This is a genomic window from Sphingobacterium puteale (genome assembly GCF_050986225.1).
GTDB classification, from domain to species: domain Bacteria; phylum Bacteroidota; class Bacteroidia; order Sphingobacteriales; family Sphingobacteriaceae; genus Sphingobacterium; species Sphingobacterium puteale.
In genome coordinates, this window is sequence record NZ_CP158959.1 from 1,492,799 (window position 1) to 1,515,744 (window position 22,946).

General features: G+C 42.3%; 19 protein-coding genes and 1 riboswitch. Of the genes, 12 read left to right on the plus strand and 7 right to left on the minus strand.

Features of this window, described 5'->3' with window-relative positions:
• Positions 1–71: 71 nt before the first annotated feature.
• Both ABTV71_RS06185 and ABTV71_RS06190 read left to right on the plus strand, forming a co-directional pair.
• Positions 72–3,269 carry a SusC/RagA family TonB-linked outer membrane protein gene (locus ABTV71_RS06185; protein ID WP_433902521.1) on the plus strand — a complete coding sequence of 1,066 codons (3,198 nt, stop codon included), beginning with the start codon at positions 72–74 and terminating at the stop codon, positions 3,267–3,269.
• Positions 3,270–3,274: 5 nt separating this feature from the next.
• Positions 3,275–4,792: a RagB/SusD family nutrient uptake outer membrane protein gene (locus ABTV71_RS06190; protein WP_433902522.1), complete on the plus strand. Its 1,518-nt coding sequence runs from the start codon at positions 3,275–3,277 to the stop codon at positions 4,790–4,792.
• 98 nt (positions 4,793–4,890) lie between these two features.
• Here the strand turns inward: ABTV71_RS06190 and ABTV71_RS06195 are convergent, their stop codons facing one another.
• Entirely contained in the window at positions 4,891–5,154 is a 264-nt protein-coding gene (locus ABTV71_RS06195; protein WP_121125014.1) for a 5-oxoprolinase, read from the minus strand.
• Positions 5,155–5,220: 66 nt separating this feature from the next.
• Positions 5,221–5,314: riboswitch (SAM-I-IV-variant riboswitch) on the minus strand.
• A gap of 211 nt (positions 5,315–5,525) precedes the next feature.
• On the opposite strand from ABTV71_RS06195, the gene ABTV71_RS06200 reads away from it, so the two are divergent.
• The gene (locus tag ABTV71_RS06200) at positions 5,526–6,290 is read left to right on the plus strand and encodes a DUF3050 domain-containing protein (protein WP_121125015.1); all 765 of its coding nucleotides are present in this window, start codon (positions 5,526–5,528) and stop codon (positions 6,288–6,290) included.
• Positions 6,291–6,350: 60 nt separating this feature from the next.
• Here the strand turns inward: ABTV71_RS06200 and ABTV71_RS06205 are convergent, their stop codons facing one another.
• From ABTV71_RS06205 to ABTV71_RS06215, 3 genes are all read right to left on the minus strand, one after another.
• Complete coding sequence (locus ABTV71_RS06205) at positions 6,351–7,820, minus strand: N-acetylmuramoyl-L-alanine amidase (RefSeq protein ID WP_433902523.1); 1,470 nt, start codon at positions 7,818–7,820, stop codon at positions 6,351–6,353.
• Positions 7,813–8,184, minus strand: a complete 372-nt coding sequence (locus ABTV71_RS06210) for a BlaI/MecI/CopY family transcriptional regulator (protein ID WP_433902524.1) — start codon at positions 8,182–8,184, stop codon at positions 7,813–7,815. The genes ABTV71_RS06205 and ABTV71_RS06210 overlap by 8 nt, the downstream gene beginning before the upstream one ends.
• A 169-nt stretch (positions 8,185–8,353) precedes the next feature.
• The gene (locus tag ABTV71_RS06215) at positions 8,354–9,646 is read right to left on the minus strand and encodes a serine hydrolase domain-containing protein (RefSeq protein ID WP_433902525.1); all 1,293 of its coding nucleotides are present in this window, start codon (positions 9,644–9,646) and stop codon (positions 8,354–8,356) included.
• 252 nt (positions 9,647–9,898) lie between these two features.
• On the opposite strand from ABTV71_RS06215, the gene ABTV71_RS06220 reads away from it, so the two are divergent.
• From ABTV71_RS06220 to ABTV71_RS06235, 4 genes are all read left to right on the plus strand, one after another.
• Positions 9,899–11,218, plus strand: coding sequence for a TolC family protein (locus ABTV71_RS06220; RefSeq protein WP_433902526.1), 1,320 nt, complete (start codon positions 9,899–9,901; stop codon positions 11,216–11,218).
• Positions 11,218–12,276, plus strand: coding sequence for an HlyD family secretion protein (locus ABTV71_RS06225; RefSeq protein ID WP_433902527.1), 1,059 nt, complete (start codon positions 11,218–11,220; stop codon positions 12,274–12,276). Before ABTV71_RS06220 ends, ABTV71_RS06225 begins: the two co-directional genes overlap by 1 nt.
• A 2-nt stretch (positions 12,277–12,278) precedes the next feature.
• On the plus strand, positions 12,279–13,856 hold the full coding sequence (locus ABTV71_RS06230) for a hypothetical protein (protein WP_433902528.1): 1,578 nt from the start codon (positions 12,279–12,281) through the stop codon (positions 13,854–13,856).
• Positions 13,857–14,069: 213 nt separating this feature from the next.
• Positions 14,070–14,594: a DinB family protein gene (locus ABTV71_RS06235; protein ID WP_121125027.1), complete on the plus strand. Its 525-nt coding sequence runs from the start codon at positions 14,070–14,072 to the stop codon at positions 14,592–14,594.
• Positions 14,595–14,657: 63 nt separating this feature from the next.
• Here the strand turns inward: ABTV71_RS06235 and ABTV71_RS06240 are convergent, their stop codons facing one another.
• Positions 14,658–15,350: an HAD family hydrolase gene (locus ABTV71_RS06240; protein WP_433902529.1), complete on the minus strand. Its 693-nt coding sequence runs from the start codon at positions 15,348–15,350 to the stop codon at positions 14,658–14,660.
• Between the two features lie 267 nt (positions 15,351–15,617).
• Here ABTV71_RS06240 and ABTV71_RS06245 point away from each other — a divergent pair, with 267 nt between their 5' ends.
• The 5 genes from ABTV71_RS06245 (at position 15,618) to ABTV71_RS06265 (ending at position 19,940) form a co-directional block, all read left to right on the plus strand.
• Positions 15,618–16,184, plus strand: coding sequence for a Crp/Fnr family transcriptional regulator (locus tag ABTV71_RS06245; protein WP_121125029.1), 567 nt, complete (start codon positions 15,618–15,620; stop codon positions 16,182–16,184).
• Positions 16,185–16,405: 221 nt separating this feature from the next.
• Complete coding sequence (locus tag ABTV71_RS06250) at positions 16,406–17,917, plus strand: sensor histidine kinase (RefSeq protein ID WP_433902530.1); 1,512 nt, start codon at positions 16,406–16,408, stop codon at positions 17,915–17,917.
• A gap of 17 nt (positions 17,918–17,934) precedes the next feature.
• Complete coding sequence (locus ABTV71_RS06255) at positions 17,935–18,102, plus strand: hypothetical protein (RefSeq protein ID WP_433902531.1); 168 nt, start codon at positions 17,935–17,937, stop codon at positions 18,100–18,102.
• Between the two features lie 5 nt (positions 18,103–18,107).
• Entirely contained in the window at positions 18,108–18,782 is a 675-nt protein-coding gene (locus tag ABTV71_RS06260; protein ID WP_433902532.1) for a LytR/AlgR family response regulator transcription factor, read from the plus strand.
• An 18-nt stretch (positions 18,783–18,800) separates the two neighbouring features.
• Positions 18,801–19,940, plus strand: a complete 1,140-nt coding sequence (locus ABTV71_RS06265; protein ID WP_433902533.1) for a serine hydrolase domain-containing protein — start codon at positions 18,801–18,803, stop codon at positions 19,938–19,940.
• 85 nt (positions 19,941–20,025) lie between these two features.
• Here ABTV71_RS06265 and ABTV71_RS06270 read toward each other — a convergent pair whose 3' ends face one another.
• Together ABTV71_RS06270 and ABTV71_RS06275 are read right to left on the minus strand one after the other, a co-directional pair.
• On the minus strand, positions 20,026–20,922 hold the full coding sequence (locus ABTV71_RS06270) for a 3-hydroxyacyl-CoA dehydrogenase (RefSeq protein ID WP_121125033.1): 897 nt from the start codon (positions 20,920–20,922) through the stop codon (positions 20,026–20,028).
• 46 nt (positions 20,923–20,968) lie between these two features.
• Positions 20,969–22,909 (minus strand): oleate hydratase, encoded by a 1,941-nt coding sequence (locus tag ABTV71_RS06275; RefSeq protein WP_433902534.1) that lies wholly within the window; start codon positions 22,907–22,909, stop codon positions 20,969–20,971.
• Between the last annotated feature and the right edge of the window lie 37 nt (positions 22,910–22,946).

The window sequence follows — 22,946 nt, forward strand, 5'->3', positions numbered from 1 at the left end:
TTTGCATGATAGGGGATACTTTGTGCCAAAAATTTCAAGATAAAAGCACCTTATAAACAAAAAAAGTAAATATGAAAACAGAAAAGACAAGACAATGGCCTTTGATCAAGGGCCTGTCCTTCGGTCCTGAGGCCAGTATTATGGCACTCTGTCTTTCGATAGCTGTACCCTACACGGGCTCCGCTGCATCAATAAGGAAAACAGACCGTCGTTTTGCCCCAACAGAAAAAGTTCCTTCCACAGTCGCGGATGTAATACGTCAACAGCGTACAATAAAAGGAAAAGTGCTGGATAATACAGGGCGCCCGCTACCTGGTGTTACAGTACGGGTCAAAAATACAACGCAGGAAACACAAACGGATCAGCAGGGTCAATTCGAGCTCAGGCTGATAGATGGAACTGTCGTACTGACGTTCTCTTCGCTGGGATTTGAAAGCCGGGAAATGGCTGTTGCTGCCAATGAGGGAACTGTGAATGTGCAGCTGAACGACGCTTCGTCGAGTTTGGAAGAGGTCGTTGTCGTCGGTTACGGTACACAAAAGAAAGTAAACCTAACCGGTGCCGTGGCTACAGTGAGTGGCAAAGATATGATCAAACGGCCCGTTGTCAATACAGCTTCCATGCTGCAGGGGGCAGTGCCGGGTGTTCAGATCAATCAAGGGTCAGGAGAACCGGGCAATGAAGGCGTTTCCATCCGTATTCGTGGTAAGGGCACCTTTAGCGGCGCCGGATCGGATCCCCTGGTGCTGATTGATGGTGTGCAGGGCAAATTCTCCGATGTCAATCCCAATGATATCGAAAATGTCAGTGTGCTGAAAGATGCCGCCTCCGCAGCAATCTACGGCTCGCGCGCAGCCAATGGCGTTATTCTGATCACGACGAAACAAGGGAAATCGGGAAAGACAACCGTTCAGTATGACGGAAATGTGGGTATCTATAAGCCTACGAAAATGTTTGATCTGATCACCAATTCGGCGCAGTACATGGAACTGTACAACGAAGCGCGTAAGAATTCCAACCTCAACGATGGCCTATACCCCGCTGACGTGATCGCCGCCTATCGCAACAGCAACGATCCTATAAAATATCCAAATACGGACTGGCTGGGACTTATTTTCCAAACGAAACCGACGTATACCCATAATCTCGGTATCCAGGGCGGAAACGAAAAGACAACTTTTAATGTTGGCTTGGGCTACGTCAATCAGGATGGAATGATCAAAGGTTTCAACTACGACCGTTATTCCGCCCGCCTCAATCTGACGACCAAAATCTCGGAAGGTATTAAATTCGGAACAAATATCTTACTCAAGACAGGACATACGGAATCTATCCCCGGGGGATCCAAAGACCTCTTCCTGTCGGCCATGTCGCAGGCACCAACTTATGGCCCATTTTTGCCGGATGGTAGCGGACGGTATACTTACAAAGCTTACGACTGGGAGTACAACAATAAAAACCCTATGGCGGTATTGGACCGGAAATTCACCTACAATACCGATGACTATGCTGCCAATTTGCAGGCTTGGATGGAGGTACAGCTGTTTAAGGGGCTTTCCTGGTATACCAAAGGGGCCTATAATTTCAATATGGACAAGTACAAGGATTATAAATCAACGTTAGATGAATATTATTACCATACGGGCACGCTCGGAACAACATTGGATTTGGGAAAGGGACTGACAGATCAGGACCAGCAGACCATTTACACCAACTTATTTACCTACCTGAACTATGATCGTGCGTTTGGGGCACACCACCTCAAAGCTCAGGCTGGATATAGTATTGAAAAAAGTAAGTATACTTACCTCCAGGGCTTCAGACAGAATTTTGTCGACGATACGTTAACAGAATTAAATGCCGGGGGATCGGATATTCAACGGGCAAATGGGACAGCCAACCAATGGGCGCTAATCTCGTATTTCGGCCGGTTGAACTATGATTATCAAGGGAAATACCTCTTGGAAGCCAATATGCGTTACGACGGTAGTTCCAAGTTTTACGGTAAAAACCGTTGGGCAGCCTTTCCTTCTTTCTCTGCAGGCTGGCGTGTATCGGAAGAATCGTTTGTCAAGGAATTCGCTTCCGGTTGGTTGGATAATTTGAAGATCCGTGGATCTTGGGGCCAACTTGGAAATCAGAATGTAGTGGATGTGAATGGCTATTCCTTAAATTATCCATACCAGCCTGTATTGGGACTTACCGGTAATTATTCATTTGATAACAATAGCCTGCAATCGGGGGTGGCACAGCAAAGACTGACCAACCCACTGATCAAATGGGAAACAACGACCATGACAGATGTCGGGGTAGATTTAAGCCTGTTCAAAAATTTGGATATTACTTTCGACTGGTATAAGAAACGGACAACCGATATCCTGCGCCCGTCGCAGATCACGGCAATCGTCGGATTGGGCGCCCCAAATATCAATGACGGTATCGTTGAAAATAAAGGCATTGAATTAGGAATTACGTATCGTAATCAGCTTACCACGGGCGCATTGGAAGGTTTGCGCTATCAACTGGGTGCAAATCTCGACCGTTTTAAAAATAAACTGGTGAAATTTGGGGAACCGGAAATTGGGGGCTATACAATCAAAAAAAATGGCTACGCCATGGATAGCTTCTATACCTACGAGGTGGTCGGTATCTTTCAATCGGAGGCTGAAGTGAGCAGCTCACCAAAACAGTTTAACGACAATACTCTGCCAGGCGATCTGAAGTATCGGGATGTCAATGGTGACGGAAAAATAGATGCCAACGACAGAACAATGATAGCCGGTGTGGATCCAAAGCTGAACTATAGTTTTAATCTAAGTGCTAGTTTTAAGGGCTTTGACTTTTCGGCCCTATTACAAGGCGTATATGGCGTCAAATCCTATGTTTCGGGCTGGGGCGTAACCCCATTTGTACAAGGTAGCCCGCCGACAAAAGACTGGTTAGACCGTTGGACTCCTGAAAATCCTTCGACAACGATGCCCCGTATTTATTGGGGTTGGAGTGCTCCGGAGAAATTCAGCCGGGCTTCCAGCTATTTTATACAGGATGCTTCGTATTTCAGGTTGAAAAATCTCGTGTTAGGATATACTTTACCTGATGGGTTATTAAAAAAATATAAAATTGATCGCTTGCGGGTTTATTTTTCGGGTGATAACCTCCTTACTGCGACCAAATTTAAGGGCTTGGACCCTGAACGCTATGGAAATGGTGATCTGGTACAGTATCCACAAAACAAGATTTATTCATTTGGTGTACAAGTTAACTTTTAAGTGCTATGAAAAAGAAATTTATAACAGCGTTGATGCTATCCGGCCTATTTTTGGGTTCATGTAACAGTGCCTTGGACCTCAACCCTTTGGATCAGATCGCTTCGGACAACTATTTTGGCAAGAAATCGGATTTTGATAATGCCTTGGCCGGTGTATATGCCTCGTTGCAGAGTGAAGCTTTCTCTTATGGGATGCCTTTTCGGGATTGTCTGACCGACAATGGTTACAATCAGTTCAATTCAGGTAGCGTTAATGAAATCGTCGGTGGGAACTTAAATCCGACCACAGGGGGCTACGAAACCGGTATTTATAACGATGCTTATGTAGGTATAGGACGTGCCAATCGCCTGATCGAGAAGCTTCAGGGCTACAACGGCTCGGATATGAACGATGCAGAGAAGAAAAATATGGAAGCCGAAGCCCGCTTTATCCGTGCTTTTGTGTATTTCCAATTGTACAGTATCTATGGTGAAGTGCCACTTGTGCTGACCCCCCTCAGTTTGGAGAATCAACGTCAGCCAAAGGAAAGTGCGGAGAATATTTTAAAACAGATTCGGGCCGATCTGGATTTCGGGATCGCCAACTTAGCGGCTAAACCTTATTTCAACAATGGGGGACATGCGACCGCAAGTTCAGCAAAAGCCTTGAAAGCACGGGTTTTACTGTTTGCGGCTTATGGTGACAAAGGGGTGCCCGATTTAGCAATTTTGAAAGAGGTAAAAGATTTATGCACCGATGTCATGAAAGAGTATACCCTGAGTACGGCTTTTGAAAATGTCTTTCGCGACGCAACACAGAAGAACAATCCCGAGATTATCTTTTCGGTCAATTTTCTGGCACCGAATAATACAGCCCCCTGGGACATGTACCTAGGCGATTGGATAGCAGCTTCGCCGTTGCAAAACCTCGTGGATACCTATGAATGCAAAGATGGCCTGCCTTATGGTGAATCTCCGCTGACGGACCGGGCCAATCCGTTTAAAGATCGGGATCCGCGGTTGAGCAAAACAATTTTTGTGGACCATCCCGACTTTGGCGGCGGTAAGATCCATACACCGTCCAATCCGCGGCCTACGGGTTATGGGGTGCTGAAATTCCTGGATCCGGCCAACTTACCTTTTGGCTTTTCAACATTGAGTCAACAGGATGCGGTTGTGCTGCGTTTTGCGGAGGTGCTATTGATGTATGCCGAAGCACAAAATGAAATCGCCGGGCCAGATCCATCGGTGTACGATGCCATGAATACCCTGAGGAGCCGCGTTCAGATGCCCGGGTTTCCTGCCGGTTATACCAAGGAAAAAATGCGCGAACGTATCCGCCACGAAAGAAGGGTAGAACTTGCTTTCGAAGGACTGCGGCATTACGATCTGATTCGTTGGCATATCGCGGGTGAAGTACTCAATGCGGTCAAAGACAGTAAAGTGCCCTATCATTTTGAAGACAAATTTTACCGCTGGCCGCTGCCACAAACAGAAATTGAGAAAAGCGCAGGTGTGTTAATTCAGAATCCAAACTATAAGTAATAAGATTATAGCCTTTTTTAAATCGGCAATTTCCTAAACCAATCACAGCAGCGCGCACGAAGTCCTTTCGATGCGCGCTATTTTTGTGCCGATAACGCTTACTGTAAAGGAATCAAGACGTTCTGTTCCAAACGTACTGGCACCTGCTTTACCGAGGTAAAACCGTCTTCCTTGGAAATGATGTTGGAAAGATCCAGTCCTCTTTTGGAGAACGTACTGATCAAAGCTGTTCTAAAGGTAGCTTTCGATGATCCCCAGCCTTGACCCAAAATGGTGTCATTGTTGAGCTGTATCAGTTCGTCCGTAGAATAGTAGCTGAATTTTTCCAGTAAGTGTTGGTAAAGATTTGTTGTAGTAGCCATACAATTTAAAAATTTAAAGGATTAAACCATAAACTGTATCCAGATCTTGTTGGGAAAATAATCGTTCTGCGACGTTTATTTTGGTCGAAACCCGTATTAATTTACCACCGCGGTGCCTGCACTCGGTTGGTATTGCATCATGCAATTCTGAATACTCTACAAATATAGTAGATTATTTTTATAATAAAAAATATTTTTCTTTCTAACTGCAAATTAGGGATAGCAACAGCTATGAGGAGATCAAAAAGCAGGGGCGGGCTGTTGGCTGTGATTTGGTTATGAAGTGGATAACTGGACGAGAAATTTATCATGTTACTGTAATCTCATTGAAAATACTTTAAAAAACAGAGATAAGACAATACTTTTGCGCCATGAATAGAATTGCGGAAATTAACGAATACATTGCTGCCGAACGCGAGGTATTATTGCAACACCCCTTGTATCGTAAGATCAAAACGATCAAGAATCTACGTTCGTTTACAGAAGGGCATGTGTATGCCGTATGGGATTTTATGTCTTTACTAAAAGCTTTACAGATTAAATTGACCTGTACGACTTTACCTTGGTTTGCGAGCGAGCATCCATCGACACGCTATCTGATCAACGAAATTGTATTAGCGGAAGAATCTGACGAATATATTGATGGTCGCCGTTTGAGCCATTTTGAAATGTATCTGGACGCAATGAGTGAAATGGGAGCAGATCTGCATCTGATCAATAAGTTTATCGTGCACGCCAAGAAATCCAAAAGTATTTTTGATGCCATTGCATTGACAACACTGGACAAAAGGATCAAAGATTTTCTGAATTTTACTTTTGAACTGATTGAAGAAGGGGAGGTACATAAAATTGCGGCTGCTTTTACATTTGGCCGTGAGGACCTTATTCCGGGTATGTTTACTTCTATTTTGCAGGAGCTGAAAACTAACTTCCCTGAATCTAGCTTGGATAATTTTATCTATTATTTCCAACGTCATATTGATCTGGACGGTGATGAGCATGGCCCTTTGGCCATGCAGATGATCTCCGATCTGGCCAAAGAGGATGACGAGAAGTGGGAAGAAATGAAAATAGTGAGTAAAGAGGCGCTTCAAAAGCGCATTGAACTCTGGAATGCAATAGAAGATTCCCTATAGGGAATCTTCTATTGTTTGGAATCTTTGTAAAAAGAACTTAACGGATAATTTTACGGAAAACTATTCCGACAGCGAAGTTTTTAAGGCATGGGTAAAAGCGCTTATAAATTGTGGGTCCAAGGTGTTGGAAAAGGTATTCATATTCCCTAAGCTGACAATGAGTGCCGGTATTTTTGCTCCCCGTAAAATCGCATGACTGTGGCTTTCAACGGGTTTCTGCGTGCTCAATCCTTGATTTTTTAAATTTTGTGTGAGACGGAATGCGAACTCCCGACTTTGATCCTGTATCTTCGGAAATTCAACAGCTTTTGGATAAAATAAGCCGATTGGCAGCTTTGTGTTTGAAGGATCAACATCGAAATGAATGGAAACCAAGGCATCGCCGGTAAATGCTGCACGGTCTTTGAGCATCATAAATTCGTCTTTCGAATGGGTCAATACAACCTGAAAACCTTCTTTTTCAAGTTCATTTTGAATCATTTTACAAGCCTGTAAAGTGAGATCTTTCTCTTTGAGGCCTTTGCTGTTGGTGGCACCATTATCTTTGCCGCCATGTCCCGGATCGAGAACAATAGTCTTTACGCTGTTTTTAACAGCAGTGAGAGCAGTGATTTTTTCTTTCGTGGGATTAATAAAAGAGAAAGAGACAATTAACACGAATATACAGGGAACAAGCAGCAGATACTGATAACCTTTCGTGCGCGGCGATAGATTTCGCATCAACCTGTCGATGCGTTCTACCAATTCATTTTGGTTTTTTAAAATTCTACTTTGCATATAATCTATTTGTTGATGTTGTTGTGTCAGATTCAGCAAGAAGCTCGCATAATTGGTCTTTCCATAGCATTCTCCCACTGCACGGTCGACCTGAAATTCATGTAGACGATGCAGTTCTTTCCGGACCCAATAAATGGCCGGGTTTATCCAGAAGAAGCAGCACATTAGTTCGATGTAGAATTTGTCCCAGGCATGTCCTTTTCGAATATGCTGAGCCTCGTGGGCAAAGATGAGCTGGCCTTCATAACTTTTAAGTGCGTTTTTATCCATAACGATGTAATGAAAGATCGAACAATTATTGAAGCGATTAAACGGCGGGATCACTTTAATTCCCTGATGCTCCTGAAAATCCATCTTCTTTAAAAAGTATGCGAGGGTTAAGCTGCGATAAACTAATCGTATCAGAAAGAAGATTGCGATTAGTAGGTAAGCATAAGTGGATATTTTTTTTAACTCCATCCGGTCCCATAGGTTGAGCTGTTCTTCGGGTTCGATCGACAAGGGGGCATTGGAATTGCGTAACTGCTCTTGAAACGCTATCTCCTGATTTAACTTTGTTTTGGGATCGTTTAAATCGACATAATCGGTCTTAAATTTAAGACAGGGAACCAGGGTACAAAAGCTAACCAGTGCAATAAGCAAAAATCGGTTCCAACGGAAAAATGAAAGCTGCCGAAAAGCCAAGATAAAGAGCAAGACTAAAATAAGCAAACTGACATTGGCCTCTATACCATAGGAAAACAGGTTATTCATTTTTTTTATTTTTATTGATAATTTCCTTGATTTTCTCGATGTCAGTTTCGCTGATCTGTTGTTCCTTGACAATGAATGAAACCAAGTTTTCGACAGAATCATCAAAATATTTGTTCATCACACGCGAAAAGAAAAACTTTCGGTACTGCATCTTGGAGATCAATGGATAATATTGATAGGTCTTCCCATAGGCATTGAATCCTACATATCCTTTTTTCTCTAAAATCCGTACAATGGATGATATGGTATTATAGGGCGTCGTTTGTGTTGGATCGATATATTCAATAATATCTTTGACAAAGGCTTGCTTTAATTTCCATATAGCATGCATGACCTCTTCTTCTTTTTTTGTTAATTCTTCCATAGTTTAAAGCTATAACTTATTTTTCAGTTTATCAACTTATTTTTCAGTTTTAAAACTGAAAAATAAGTTGATAAACTATAATAAATTGATTTTCAATGATTTTATTTTGTATTTAATAGGTTTTAGTACCGTCAGTGCGGTTACGGAAACATTTTTGGAAATCTTAATTTCATTTTTTCAATAAATAGTCGGCCACCGCCTGATAAGCAGGCAGGGAATACGCATCGTTGGCTGAATTGGATGCTATGGGATGAGAGGCAAATCGGACGATCACCATTTCTGCTTTGGGGTCTATATAGATGGTCTGTCCATGGACACCACGTGCACAGAAGGCTCCATCAGCGTTATGGCTTACCCACCACATATTTTTATAACTCCACTGTTTAAGATTCGTATAACCGGCTTTTGCAAAAGCAGTCTGACTGCCACCCGATCGGACGGATTCAACTACTTCTTTCGCGAGGATTTGTTTGCCGTTAAAATAACCCTTATTGCGCACCATCTCACCAAACATGGCCATATCACGAAGATTGGCGCTAAGTCCTCCGCCCGCAAAACATATACCCGCGCCATCGATCAGATAATAGGCATCAAAATTGGCTCCCAATGGCTCCCAGATTTTTTCGGAAAGGGCTTGCGACAGTGGTTTATTTAATACCCGCGAAATTATCCAGCCCATCACATCTGTATTGACCGTTTTATAACCGAATGCTTCACCATGCTGGCCTTTTTTCTTAACGGTCTTTAAGTAATCAAAATAGTTTGCCGGTTCATCGGTACTTCGCTGAAAGTGGAAGGGATTTCCGGCCTTGGAGAAGGCCCATATTTCCGCATTCGGATCAGCATAGTCTTCACTGAACTCCAGGCCTGTGGTCATGTCCAGCACCTGACGGACCGTAGCATCGCCAAAAGCGGAATGTGCAAGTTCAGGAACGTAATCCCGACAGTATTTGTTTTCATCCAAAACACCTTCGGCAATGAGTTGCGCAGCGAGGGTGCCGGTGAATGTTTTGCTAACGGACATCGCCGCGTGTATGCCTTCTTGAGTCAATGCACCAAAATATTTTTCGTAAATAATACGCCCTTTATGAAGAATAAGGATGCCATCAGTATAATTTTCTAAAAGAGATTCAGCCCAGCTGATAGGCTTTTCATCTCCAAGAGGTCGAAAGCTTAGGGTATCAATGGCCGAATCTTGAGCGGTGGAAAAAGAATAACGATTGATCAGGGGCGCAGGAACTAGTTTCGAGGGAAAGAATTCACGCATATGGCAAACACTGTAACGTAGCGCTGGAAACTTAAAAAATGTACCGTCCAACGCCGAAATAATTCGGTCTTGCGGTGGCGGAAATCCCCGCATCCAACCCAATTTATTGGGATCGGAATCTGCCGCAGATCGAAATTCTTGCGCCTGGCTCATTTGTATCAGGATTAATGGGAATAATAAGATGGCTTTTTTCATGATCAATTAATATGTAAATGATATCAACCTAATAACTACTGTGGATAGTATATAAGTATAATAAGATATATAAGTATAATAAGCAAAGTCGTCGTATTGTTTTCCATCTTGCTCCTGTTTTTTGGCAGGTTTTGCTCTTTTATTGATAATTGATTGAAAAATGTCTTTTTTTCGTAACATATTGGCATTTGTGAAGAAATGCATTTTCCAATTAGTATCTAAGTTTGCAACGCAAAAAATAACAGAAAGACATTGAACTTTTTTTCGTCGCATTGGACCAAAGCAATATGCACTATCGCAGTGCTCCTATGCTTGGTTTTAGGAACGCGGGCCCAGGACTCGCTACGTATCTCGCTTGCTGATCTGATCAGTAAATCGCTGCAAAACAGTAAGTATATTGAACAGTCACATCTGCAGTTAGAGGAAAAGGGGATAGCCTTACGGCAGCAACGGATGGAATTACTGCCGAAAATCAGTGTCAGGGCCTCTGCGAGTTATGCGAGCAACATGTCTGTCTACGATCGGGGGATATTTGCCAAACCATCCCAACACGATGTGATCCATTTCCTGTATGATACTGGACTCGATTTCTACCTGAATCTTTACAATGGACATCGGGATCTGATGAAAATTGAATCAAAAAAACTCGAAATGGAACTGGCCAATATTGATTGGAAAAGCGCTACGGCGCAGATTAAGCTGGAGATCTGTAACTTGTTTCTGGATCTGGATTTAGCCTATCGCAACAAATTTCTCATTGAGCAGGATATCAAAGATCAGCGCACACAATTGAAAGAGATCGAAACTCGTTACACTGCAGGGGTTGTATTACATAGTGACGTGTTACGGATTTCTCTTGAATTGTCCAAGCGCGAATTGCTCTTGGTACAGATCACAAATGATATCAGGGCAATTAACCAAAAATTACAGCTGATCACCAATATACACCAGGAAATTATCCCGATGTGTGGCACGATGGAAAGCCATCCGCTGAACTATCCGGAACTTGTGGCCATTGCGAGACAGGAAGCTTTTGTACTGTTAAAATCCGAACAGGAAGTTGCGTTAAAAAAACTGAGCGTCAAACAGGCCAAATCAAATTATCTGCCTGAAATGGGGCTGACCAATACATTTACCTTTGCCAATCCGCAGGTATTTTTATATCCGTATAATGCGAGCTGGTATAACTTAAATATAGTGGGGCTTAAATTGAATATCCCGATATCCGCCCTGTACCTCAATAAAAATATTGTTCGGGGAGCTCAGGTTGCTTTGAAGCGGGAAGAGGTCAAACACCACCATGAAGAGGAAGCTGTGGAAAATGAACTCTTGAAGGCTTATCTGGATTATAATCTTGCATTGGAAAAACAGGCGATCTGTCAAAAAAATCTGGCGCTGGCCAAGGAAAATGCCCGTATTATAAAAAATAGGTATTTCAAGTCTTCTGCACTGATTACGGATTTATTGGATGCAGATATGCAATGCCTCAAGACAAACTTTGAGCTGGAATCCGCCCGGATCGCGATACAGAAACACTATTATTTTATTGAATTTTTGAAGGGTACGATCTAATGAAACCTAAATCAGGCCGGTCAATGACCGATGTACAATTGACCCGCATCACCAATTGGTTTGCTGGGATTGCTTTGTTGGCACTTTTACTATGGGGCGGAAGGATACTCTGGCTGCGCATCCGGTATACCTATACCAATGATGCACAAGTAACCCAGTATATTAATCCCATTATTTCCCGTGTGGGTGGTTACATTGTATCGGTTCACTTTAAAGATCATCAATCGGTCAAGCGTGGTGATACCTTGCTGCTGATCGATAATCGGGAATATAAATATGAAGCTGATCAGGCTTCGGCTTCGATAAATAGAGAAAATGCGGAAATCAGTGTGCTGGGGAGTCAAAAAGAAATATTGCAGGCCGAACATGAATCATTGGAACAATCCATTGCGGCGGCTGAAGCGCGGATGACGAAGCAGCAATTGGAATACGATCGCTATAAGTTTCTGTTTGATGAAAAATCTGCTACGGCGCAGCAATTGGAAGATATAAAAGCCACACTGGAGGTGTACAAAAGTGAACTTGCCGCATTACAGCATAAGCTGGAGGCATCGCGGGATCGCGTGAATGATGTTGATGTGAAAAAGGGGGTGATCAATGCGGAGAAAGCACGCTTGTCAGCAGCAGCAAACCGAAAGCATCTTGATGTCGGATATACCGTAATCCGGGCCCCCTATGATGGTCGGGTAGGAAAACGTAGCATTGAAAAAGGACAGATGATAAATCCGGGCGAGGTGCTGGGATTTATTGTCAATGCAGAGACACCAATTTGGGTGACAGCCAACTTTAAGGAAACGCAATTGCGTTATCTCAACCTTGGCAGGCGTGTAGAGGTTGTTGCGGATGCTTACCCGGATGAAACATTCTATGGAAAGATAATTTCTATTTCCCCTGCAACAGGTTCCTCTTTTTCGCTACTCCCGCCGGACAATGCAACGGGCAATTTTGTGAAAATCGTACAGCGCGTTCCCGTTCGTATTGAACTGGACAGGGGCAAGGGAGCCAAAAAATTACTCTCAGGGATGAATGTCAATGTTTCGGTCTCAAAAAATCAATAACAGTGAAAGGGATCTTCAAAGACTGGGTACCCGAATGGCTGATTAAGCTGATTTTATTCAGCGGGTTGATGCCAAGCATGGTCTTGTTTTTTCTGCCCGGTGCCAATGTCAATGTCACCGCGGGTTTCTACGGTGCACAGCCCAGTGATGTACAGTTCCTCATTATTCTTTTTTACGCGGGATTTGTCGGATTCTATGTCCTGGAACGTCGCTTTTTTCAGTATTTCCCGGTCAAACAGTACTATATCATTTTCAATCTCTTGCAATTGCTCAATTGTTACCTGATGTATCGCATCAACGAGATCAGTTGGATATATGGCTTACGTTTTTTTCAGGGTATGCTGTTCGCATCGGCTGTCAACCTCTCTATATCCATGATATTTTCCCGACTGAAAACCGAAAGGGCCAAGGAGGGAAGTTATGCCATATTTTTTGGTATGCTGCTCTGTAGTTCACCTTTCAATACCTTTGTGACAGCGGAGTTTATAGATTCATTTAACTTTGATGAACTTTACCTGTATGCCGCCTTATCTTTTGTACCGGGGCTACTACTGATCATCGTCACAATGAAACCCATCCGGCATAATCGTCCGTACCCTTTGTTTTCCCTGGACTGGGCCAGCTTTATCCTCTACAGTTTTATTGTTATAAGTTTCGGTTACCTGATGGTCTATGGACAGGAACTTTATTGGTTTTCGGATACCTCCATGCTGACCGTACTGATCGGTGGAATTTTATGCCTGGGCCTGTTTGTCATGAGGCAGAAAGCGATCAAACGTGTTTATATCGAGCTGTCTATCTTTGGAAACCGGAAATTCCTGCTTGGAATCCTCGTCTTGTATATGATGTATATCGAACGGTTTTCGCTGACGATCTCCAATCAGTATTTTCTACAGGTCATCCGCCTGGATCCTATTCACCTGTCCTATATCCAATGGTTTAATATCCTCGGGATTGTATGTGGTGTTATGCTATCCTTCTACTGGCTATTAAAACGGCGCACAGTGAAATGGATCTGGATTGTTGGCTACTGTTGCCTGTTGGCCTTTCATCAATACATGTTTTTTTCATTTGAAAGTGAGGGCAATGAAGATCACTTCTGGTTACCGTTGGTATTGCATGGGCTGGGGGTTGGCCTGATCATGGTGCCGACCATCTTATTTGTGATTGCTAGTGTACGCCCTCATTTGGGCGCTTCAGCGGCTGCAGCTTGTTTGGCCGTCCGTTACTTGGGTTATACCAGTAGTATCGGTCTGCAGAATTTCTTTAAGTTATTTGAACATGCCCAGCACCGGGAGGTTTTTCGGGATCAGCTGCAATCAGGCAATCTGATATTTGAAGACTATATTCAGCGGGAATCTCACCGGGTACTGCAGCATGGATTGCAGTACAAGGAATATGCCGCGGGATTGAAGCTCATCAGCGAGCGGGTTAATATACAGTCTTTCGTCCGGTATGGCATGGACTACTATGAATTGATGTCGATGATCAGTATCAGCATCTTGCTGCTGATACTGATTTCCCCTTCCTTGAAAAGCATGTACAAGAAGCTTAAAAAGAATCAGATTTCACCAGTATAACGGTGTCACAATTGATCAATATCCCAAATGGCTGCAGCACGTTGTAATTCCACCAATGCGACCGCACAATTGTAGCGTGCTTCATCATAAGCCAGCTGAGTGTCTGCTCTTTTCAATAAGTTCATATTCTTGCCATACGACAAGAGTATCGTGCTCTAAATCAGTTAACTTTGATGTGTAACCAGGTGCCCGGCACCTATAGATCAATGAACAATGGATAAACCAAAATCAGCAAAACTAGAAATCGTTATTCCTGCGTACCGGATGCACAGTCAGAGTTTTATCAATGTGTTGGATGGGATTTCAGAGGAACATGCACGTCAGCGCATCAATGGGCAGAGCAATCATATTGTTTGGATGGCAGGTAATTTTGTTAATGTACGTTATGGAATTGCATACGTCTTGGGGCTTCAGGAAGAAGATCCCTATCACGACTTATTTTTTATGGGTAAAACCTTGGATGAACAGTTTAAATATCCGACCTTAAAAGAGTTGAAAGATAGTTTTTATGCCATTTCCCCAAAAGTCTATCAGCGGCTGCTGGAAGTAGACGATGCAGAACTGGCGGAGATTTTCAAAATCGATATGAATATTCCTTTTGTCGAAGAGAACAAACTCAACTTTGTGGGGATGTGCATCGGAAGGCAGGATTATCTCTGCGGTCAGATGGCATTGATGCGGCGTATACTCAATTATCCGAGTATGAAATATGAAATGGACGAGCAGATGACCTATTAATGGTCAAACAGCATAAGCTCGCGCGCTGTAGGCAATGTACTGGCTTATGCTGTTCAAATGTCCTTAACCCAAATGGGCCAGGATCTCATCGACTTTTTGGAGGGCAATAAAGCGTTCGTGTTCTAAATTAACCTCATGCTGTTCATGCGTCCAGGTCACATGATAGGGAATGTGAACACCAAACCCACCGAGCTCGAGTACCGGAAGGATATCGGATTTGAGGGAATTGCCCAGCATCATAAAGTGATCAGGTGTGCAATCCAGATGCTTGAGTAACTTACGATAGTCTTTTTCTTTTTTGTCGCTCATGATTTCGATATGGTGAAAATAGTCTTCCAGTCCCGAATTTTTTAATTTCCGTTCCTGATCCAAGAGATCACCCTTGGTTGCAACGACCAGTCTGTAATTGCCCTTTAGCTGGGTCAGCGTTTCGGTCACACCGGGAAGCAATTCAATGGGCTTCAGCAAGAGCTCGTGTCCGAGCGATATAATTTGATTAATGATCTCAATGGGGACCGTGTTTTCCGAGATGCGATTGGCGGTTTCGATCATACACAACATAAAGCCTTTGATCCCATAACCATATAGGTGCAGATTCTTCATCTCGGTAGCGAAGAGCTCCTGCGAGACGGTATGTTGTGGAAGGTAGTTTTCCAAAAGCATGCAAAATTGTCTTTCTGCTTCCTGGAAGTAAGATTCATTGGCCCAGAGGGTATCGTCGGCATCAAAAGCGATGGTTGTTATCTTATTTTTCATTTGTCTCATTCGTTGTTTATGAATTATTTTCAATGGTCTTCATGAGCTCGTTTACTCATTAAGTTGGTATTTTAAGGTATTCGTGAGCTCGCTGCGCTCGGTTCACGCTGCCTTAAGCGGCATAGTGATCAAGAGTTCATCTAACCCACTCACATCGAAGACCCGTTTTGAATAAATCATGCTGTTTTTAAACCTACTTTTGTAATTTTATGAAGCTAATTTCTCAAAAGGAAATCATTATTAAAAGGACATTTGTCCCGGATCGTTATGTTAAGAACAAATCAATCATTTTTGGATCGTACGATAACACTTTACGCTCAGCAGCAGCGTCAGGAGGATATCGTGGTCAGAAAGTATACCAAGGGGCAAAACTTATATGATCAGGGGACAGCATCCACCAAGGTTATGGTTATCAGTGAAGGGATAGTCAAGTGCTATTTTACCGAGGCTAACGACAAGGAGTATATCGTTGAATTCCTTTCGGTCGGGGAAATTGTCGGGGAGATCGAAAGCATTCGTCATATTCCCAGTCTGTGTAGCATACAGGCCATGACCGATGTGACGGTCTATGCATTTTCCAAAACGTATTTTAGGGAGTTATTGGAAAGAGATATCACATGGAGCAATATGTTGCTGGATGTGATGGCACAACGTATTGTGCATACCTCGAGCCGGGCATCTTACCAGCAGTTATACAGCCTGGAACATAGTTTACATCGTTTATTGGAAATCCAATCCCAACAGGATATGGCAATCAAGAAGGAGGATATGGCTGCTTATCTCGGTATTTCGGTCAGAAGCCTCAATCGGGAGCTTAAGAAATTCCTGAAATAATTACCCATCCCATTTTTTAGGGCATTCGTCACATTTTTTCTATTTATCTTTTCATTTCTATTAGCATTGTATCATCAAAACCAATCGTAGATGAAATATTCCTGTTGGAGAAGCACAAACAATGTGAAGAAAAACTGGATATTCCATTTGACCATTTAACAACAAAATGCGAAGCATTCAAGAATACCATTGAATGCAAACACAAATGAATAATTGACTACATGATGAGACTAAGAAAATTTCGAAAAGTAGAATTCTGGTTAGCAACGCTGCTTTTTATACTATTCAGCTATAACCTTGTATCAGACACCAATCAAAGGAATGATGGTGGTATCCATGAACAATTCATTGCCGTAGGCATAAGTTATTCCTATTTCTTTAACTTTTTTGTGCCTAAGTTCCTTTATATTTTAGCGGTCTATCTAAGTTTTTTGGCGCTAAATTTTATACTGATCCCGGCAATTATTGAGAAGAAAAGCGAAGCATTAAAATACGCCCTGATCGTTCTGCTGATAGCTGTCGTTAGCCTTGTACTGGGTATTGCTAAGACGTACAGTCATACCTATGAGTTGTTGGCTTATAAGACAATTCAACAGGGATATAATCGTCTATTTTTTGATGCATTTAATAAGACGGCATTAATGGTCATCCTTATTTCGGTTTATACCTGTGGCAAGTATTTTATGGCCTATCTGCTCAAAAATATGGACGGAAATACCGCTGTGCAAAGACAGATGAAGATGGATCTGGCTTTCGGGATAGGATTTTGGTTTGTGGGATTATTTTTATGGATTACATCCAGATCAAATTTTCAGTTTGCGATCCTCTGGACCATGGTGGTGCTTTCTGCGGTCGGTATTGTGATTTATTCGCTTTATTACCTATTGCCTGAACTGTACAGGCAAAAAATGAAATTTGGCCGCTATTTTTGGAACATCTTTGTCATTAGTTTGGTCCTCATGTTACCCTTATGTATTTTGGCGCTGTTCTTCTTCAATCGGACTTCCGAAGTAATTTTTATTGTTGCGTTGTTTCATCTACCTACACAGTTATTGGTCAGTATTCCGCTTTCATGGTTTTTGTATAGAAAACGTGTTTTACAAAATTATGAGTTGACCTCACTACGAACCGAACTGGGTAAATCAGATGCTAATCTCAACTTCTTAAAGTCACAGATCAATCCACATTTTCTGTTTAATGCATTAAATACATTGTATGGTACCGCTTTGCAGGAAAAAGCCGAAAGAACCGGTGAGGGGATCCAGCGGCTGGGGGACATGATGCGGTTTATGCTTCATGAGAACACACAGGATAAGATTTCGCTGATCCGAGAGGTCGAATACCTGAATAATTATATCGCATTGCAAACTCTTCGGACCTCACAGTCTGCCGATATCAAGATCGAAACGTTGATTGAAGAGCAGTTTGAAAATTACCAAATTTCCCCGATGTTGCTTATTCCTTTTGTTGAGAATGCGTTCAAACATGGTATTAGTTTACAGAAGCCTTCATATATCAAAATTTCCTTACAGGTCAGGGGAAATGTGCTATTCTTTGATGTCAGTAACAGCATCAATCTCAAAAATGACAATGATCCTGAAAAGTTAAAAAGCGGTGTGGGGCTTGACAATGTACGGAAACGCCTATTGTTGTTGTATAGGGACAGACATGAGCTGATCATTCGTGAAAATGTACAGGAATTTTTTGTCCACTTGACCTTACATATTGACTAGGTAAAAGGAGGGAACAGATGGCCCCTTTTTGGAAGGAGCTGTTACGAAATGCCAAGGATAAAGCGGAATATTACCCACAATATTTTATATTTGATAAAACAGGAAAATTGGTCGTTGAAAAAGCGCTTCGACCAAGCCATGGACAGCAGCTTTGCGAGCAGCTTGACAAGATTTTAAACCAATAATTTGTATGATAGCCATAGCGATAGATGATGAGCCACTGGCGTTGGAGGTCATTAGCCATCACACGTCAAAAGTTCCCTTTATTGAATTGAGAGAAACATTCACAGATGCTTTTATGGCGATCAGTTATTTACAGCGGCAGCCTGTTGATCTAATTTTCCTGGACATTAAGATGCCTGATATTTCAGGTATCGAATTTCTGAAAAGCCTGAATACGGTTCCCATGATTATTTTTACAACCGCTTATTCCGAACATGCTTTGCAGAGCTTTGAACTTGATGCAATTGATTATCTCTTAAAGCCTTTTTCTATGGCTCGATTTTTAAAGGCTTGCAACAAAGCACATGAACTGTACCATCTGAGATCTACAAAGGCTGGGATGAACAAGGGCTATTTTTTTGTAAAAGATGGCTATGAACATGTAAAGGTCGAATTTGAAGATATACACTATATCGAAGCTTCTGGCAACTATACACAGATACACCTATCGAATAAACTGATTAGCTCAAGGATCACCATCAGTGAGCTCAGCGAATTGCTGCCAAAGTCTGATTTTGTGCGTTGCCATAGAGCGTTTATTGTTGCAAAAGGAAAGATGACAAAGTTTGACCGGGCCCAGATCTGGATAGCTGACAGAATAATACCTATTGGTACCACCTATACAGATCTTAAATTGTATTAATACACAAAAATAAAAGCAATGCAGCACTATAGCATCATGTACCTAAAACTCGTTTTACTTTTTATGTGTGTAACTAGCTATGCGATGGGACAAAATATGGAGAAATCTTTATTGGATAAAACGCTTTCCAGCTATTATCCGAATGGAAATGAGCCTGGGATAGCAGTTGCGATTAGTCAGCATGGAAAGATCCGTTACCAATATGCCGTTGGAATAGCGGATCTAAAAACGAAACAAAAGATCACCGAAAAAAGCCATTTTCGGATGGCCTCCGTCAGTAAGCAGGTGACAGCGCAAGCTATTTGCAGTTTATTTGCTCAGGGAAAGCTAAAGCCAACAGATCAATTGGGGCTTTTCTTTGACTATTTGCCCTTAGCCTTGCGGCGTATTACCGTTGCTCAATTACTTCAACACCGTTCGGGCATCATGGATTATGAGGCATTGATACCAAGTGATCGAACGGCGCAGGTTTCGGATCGCGATGTGCTGGATTATATCCGGCAGACAGATACGCTCTATTTTCCTGCAGGGAGCCGATTCAGATACAGCAATACGGGCTATTGCCTGTTGGCTTTGATTGTGGAACAGGTGACCGAAGAATCTTTTGCGGCATTTGTAAAAAAGCATTTGTTTCTGCCGAATGGTATCAGCAATGGAATTGTCTACACAATGGATTCAGCTATTCCCAATCGGGCCTTCGGTTATCATCCTAAGGGGGATACCTTTGTGTTTGCTGATCAGAGTGTGACCAGTGCGACTCAAGGCGATGGCGGAGTTTATCTATCGGCTTTGGAGTACCATCAATGGGCTAATTTTTTGCTTCATAAGCGTTTTTCCGAAGCTCTTATACAGGATTTTCTGGGAACAGAGAACTTTCCGGTAAAAGATGGTGTATTCTACAATTTAGGCTGGTTTATCTATCCTTTGGAGGGAAATAGGCTGTTCTTCCATTCGGGAGAATCAACGGGTTTCCATAATATTGTGTATTTAGATCAGCAGAAAGACCTTATTATCACATTATTTAGCAATCGTGATGATCTCCAGATCGCAGATGCATTTGATGCACTGCTTGATGTACTTAAATTGCCTAAGCCCATGGATCCAAATGCCCAAAACAAATCTGTTTTTGGCTGGCTCAATGCGGTATATGCGAATTAACCTACCTTCTTGCTGAAAAAATAAAATCGCCTATCCTTTTTTGAAAGGTATAGGCGATTTGCTAATCAGGATGTTAAAGTGCCTGTTATTTCAAAAAGTCAGGAGCTTGATAAGCTGGATTAGGATAGGTATAAAAGCCTTCTCCGGTCGCAACTCCCAATTTATTTTTATCAATAAAATGTTCCTTGAGGTAAGCTACAGTCTTTATTTTTATAGGGTCTTCTGTCGCCTCGGCGGACATCTTGTTGATGTTATATGCAGTGGTGATGCCAACGATATCCAAGATGCCAAATGGTCCCGTTGGTGCTCCTGTGGCCACCATCCAAGTTTTATCGATTGTCTCCACGTCCGCAACTTCATTGACCAATAGGTCTGTTGCTGCCGAGAGTAAAGGAACCAAGAGGGAGTTGACGATATAACCCGCTTGTTCTTTATGTAGTGGAAGGGCGACCATACCGATCGACTTGGCAAATTCAACTACAGCGCCGAATACCTGAGGATCCGTACCGGGATGTCCCATAATCTCTGCTGTATTATGTTTCCAGATTTCGTTTGCAAAATGCAGGGCAAGAAATTTCTGTGGTCTGCCAGTGTCCTGCGCAAACTGACTGGGCAGCAAAGTCGAAGAGTTTGTGGCAAAAATGGTCTTTTCGGGTGCGACCTTCGCGAGCTCCTCGTAGAAAGCAATTTTAATGGCCGGATTTTCGGGGACAGCCTCAATCAATAAGTCGCTGTCTTGTACCGCCTGTGCTAAATCCGATGTATACAGTAAACGTTTGAAAGTCGCTTCCAGCTGTTCATCCGTCGCATGGAGATCTTTTTGGAAAGCTTTAGCCAAGATTTCAAATTTGGATTTAGCTTTTTCGAGCACTTCCTCATTGATATCGTAAACGGTCACCTGATAACCATGGAAGGCGGTCTGAAAAGCAATTTGATAACCTAGAACCCCGCTTCCCGCAATCGTTACATTTGTAAATTTCATGTTATTCTTATTTTATAAACTCATTATTCAATAGTCAGGAGATTAATTATCCCTTAATTCCCTTTAACCAATCTTTAAATTTGCCAACCTGTTCAGCGATAAAGGATTCATGATCTTCATTTTCTTCGTTCCCTCCGGGAAGAATATGTTCAAAATAAGTTCCTTTCAGTATTTTACGCAATAAACCTTCTCCTAGAAAGGGTTTGTCATCGTTAAGTGTCCGTGCTGCTTTTAGCAAATGACGTATATCGTATTGTAATGGATTGATATCAGGAACTTGCTTGTTGAGATTCAAGAGCTCGTATACGGCAATACGCGCGGTTCTGACGGAGCTTTCCATGGTAAATACAACATCATTATTGGTTTCGACGAACTGTCCAACGAGGCCCAGATTTTTACAGCCTTCGGGCACTACTCTTGGGCGATCACCTTTAGCACGGGGCATAAACATGGAGGTGATATAAGGCATAAATGTGGTACGAACAATGGTATTTTTGATGACATCATCCAATTGGTCTATTATTCCGAGGTGATGACATAGTTCAGCCAAGATTTCATTTCCGGTACATTCGGGCATGGTCTTTTTAACATAATTTCCTTTCTTGTCCATAAAGAGCGCATAGACCCAAAGTACAAGAACATCGTCGGGTTGGCCCGGGAAGTGCGGTTGTCTGTTGCAGGTGAAGCTCATCAACCAGTTGGAATCTGTAATGGTAATTATGCCGCCAGTGACTGTTTTTCCTGAATAGGGGTCATTGACCGAATAGCCCTTTAATTTTTCGATTAAAGCCGAAGGTTTACAAGTCAGCGTAGCAGATTCCCATGCTGACTTTTCAATATTGCTGCAGAATTTTTCGGGTCTACCGAAAATAGCTGATTTGGCTGCCAGATTTTTCCAGAGTTTCCAGCCGGCACTTTGTCCACTGGTGCTATTGTCGATGCCGATGATCGGTGCTTTGGTATTATCACCATAGAAGGTGTCTTCAGTCATTGAACCGGTGGTGACAATGACAAAGTCATTTGGACCAAGTGGGATACGTACTTCTTTACCACTTTGTTCGGTAATTATTCCTTCAACGGTTTTTCCTTCGGTATTGCTTTGTATGTCAAGATCTTTGACCAGGACATTAAATTGGATCTTGACACCTTTCTCTTGTAACACCTTGCGTAATGGGGTGACAAAAGTATCATATTGATTGTATTTCGGGAATACGAGGGAAGAAAGGTCGTTTAATCCATCAATTGCATGAAGGAAACGATGCATGTACAGTTTCAATTCCAATAAGCTATGCCAGTTTTCAAAAGCAAACATGGTACGCCAAAAGGTCCAGAAATTACTGCTCAGGAAAGATTCGCTGAAATAATCTTCAATTGTCAGGTCATCTAATTCCTCTTTCTTTTTCAACAGGAGTTTGATAATTGCAAGTTGATCTTTTTTGGCCAACCCAAATTTGCTAAAATCTTTGATTTCACCAAGATTGTGAATAAGCCGTGCTTTAGAATAGTTGGAATCATTATCATTGACCAATCTATATTCGTCAAGTACACTGTAAGGAGCAGGCATTTCCAAGGCTGGAATATCCTGAAACATATCCCATAAATTTTCGTAAGTCATGTCCATTTCACGCCCACCACGGATGACATAACCATCTTTGGCATTACCGGCACCGTCCAGGGATCCGCCTTCGATATGTAACTGCTCCAGGAAGGTGATATTTTCTGCAGGGACATGTCCGTCACGGATGAAATAGTATGCGGCTGACATGCCGGCAATCCCGCTACCGACAATGTAGATTTTACTGTCCTTATAGGATTTGGTCGGGATTCCTTTGTTACGTTGATAGTTTCCTATTTGATCTGAAAAAGGCATGGCCTTTTTAGGCGTGTTACGTTGTTGTTCGCTGCTTGAATCCGGTTCATGATTTACATTTCCATATTCAGCAGATGCATTTAATACTTTGTCGAATTTTGAGGTGATTTCTTTCATGATTCTTATTGTTTTTAATTCTTGAGTAAAGTTAGCC

Coding starts and splice junctions, on each gene's coding strand:
- ABTV71_RS06240 (WP_433902529.1), bottom strand. CDS start 15,350: ATGAAAAATAAGATAACAACCATCGCTTTTGATGCCGACGATACCCTC.
- ABTV71_RS06275 (WP_433902534.1), bottom strand. CDS start 22,909: ATGAAAGAAATCACCTCAAAATTCGACAAAGTATTAAATGCATCTGCT.
- ABTV71_RS06215 (WP_433902525.1), bottom strand. CDS start 9,646: ATGAAAAAAGCCATCTTATTATTCCCATTAATCCTGATACAAATGAGC.
- ABTV71_RS06205 (WP_433902523.1), bottom strand. CDS start 7,820: ATGAATAACCTGTTTTCCTATGGTATAGAGGCCAATGTCAGTTTGCTT.
- ABTV71_RS06200 (WP_121125015.1), top strand. CDS start 5,526: ATGAATAGAATTGCGGAAATTAACGAATACATTGCTGCCGAACGCGAG.
- ABTV71_RS06255 (WP_433902531.1), top strand. CDS start 17,935: ATGGCCCCTTTTTGGAAGGAGCTGTTACGAAATGCCAAGGATAAAGCG.
- ABTV71_RS06250 (WP_433902530.1), top strand. CDS start 16,406: ATGATGAGACTAAGAAAATTTCGAAAAGTAGAATTCTGGTTAGCAACG.
- ABTV71_RS06195 (WP_121125014.1), bottom strand. CDS start 5,154: ATGGCTACTACAACAAATCTTTACCAACACTTACTGGAAAAATTCAGC.
- ABTV71_RS06265 (WP_433902533.1), top strand. CDS start 18,801: ATGCAGCACTATAGCATCATGTACCTAAAACTCGTTTTACTTTTTATG.
- ABTV71_RS06260 (WP_433902532.1), top strand. CDS start 18,108: ATGATAGCCATAGCGATAGATGATGAGCCACTGGCGTTGGAGGTCATT.
- ABTV71_RS06235 (WP_121125027.1), top strand. CDS start 14,070: ATGGATAAACCAAAATCAGCAAAACTAGAAATCGTTATTCCTGCGTAC.
- ABTV71_RS06270 (WP_121125033.1), bottom strand. CDS start 20,922: ATGAAATTTACAAATGTAACGATTGCGGGAAGCGGGGTTCTAGGTTAT.
- ABTV71_RS06225 (WP_433902527.1), top strand. CDS start 11,218: ATGAAACCTAAATCAGGCCGGTCAATGACCGATGTACAATTGACCCGC.
- ABTV71_RS06245 (WP_121125029.1), top strand. CDS start 15,618: ATGTTAAGAACAAATCAATCATTTTTGGATCGTACGATAACACTTTAC.
- ABTV71_RS06185 (WP_433902521.1), top strand. CDS start 72: ATGAAAACAGAAAAGACAAGACAATGGCCTTTGATCAAGGGCCTGTCC.
- ABTV71_RS06210 (WP_433902524.1), bottom strand. CDS start 8,184: ATGGAAGAATTAACAAAAAAAGAAGAAGAGGTCATGCATGCTATATGG.
- ABTV71_RS06190 (WP_433902522.1), top strand. CDS start 3,275: ATGAAAAAGAAATTTATAACAGCGTTGATGCTATCCGGCCTATTTTTG.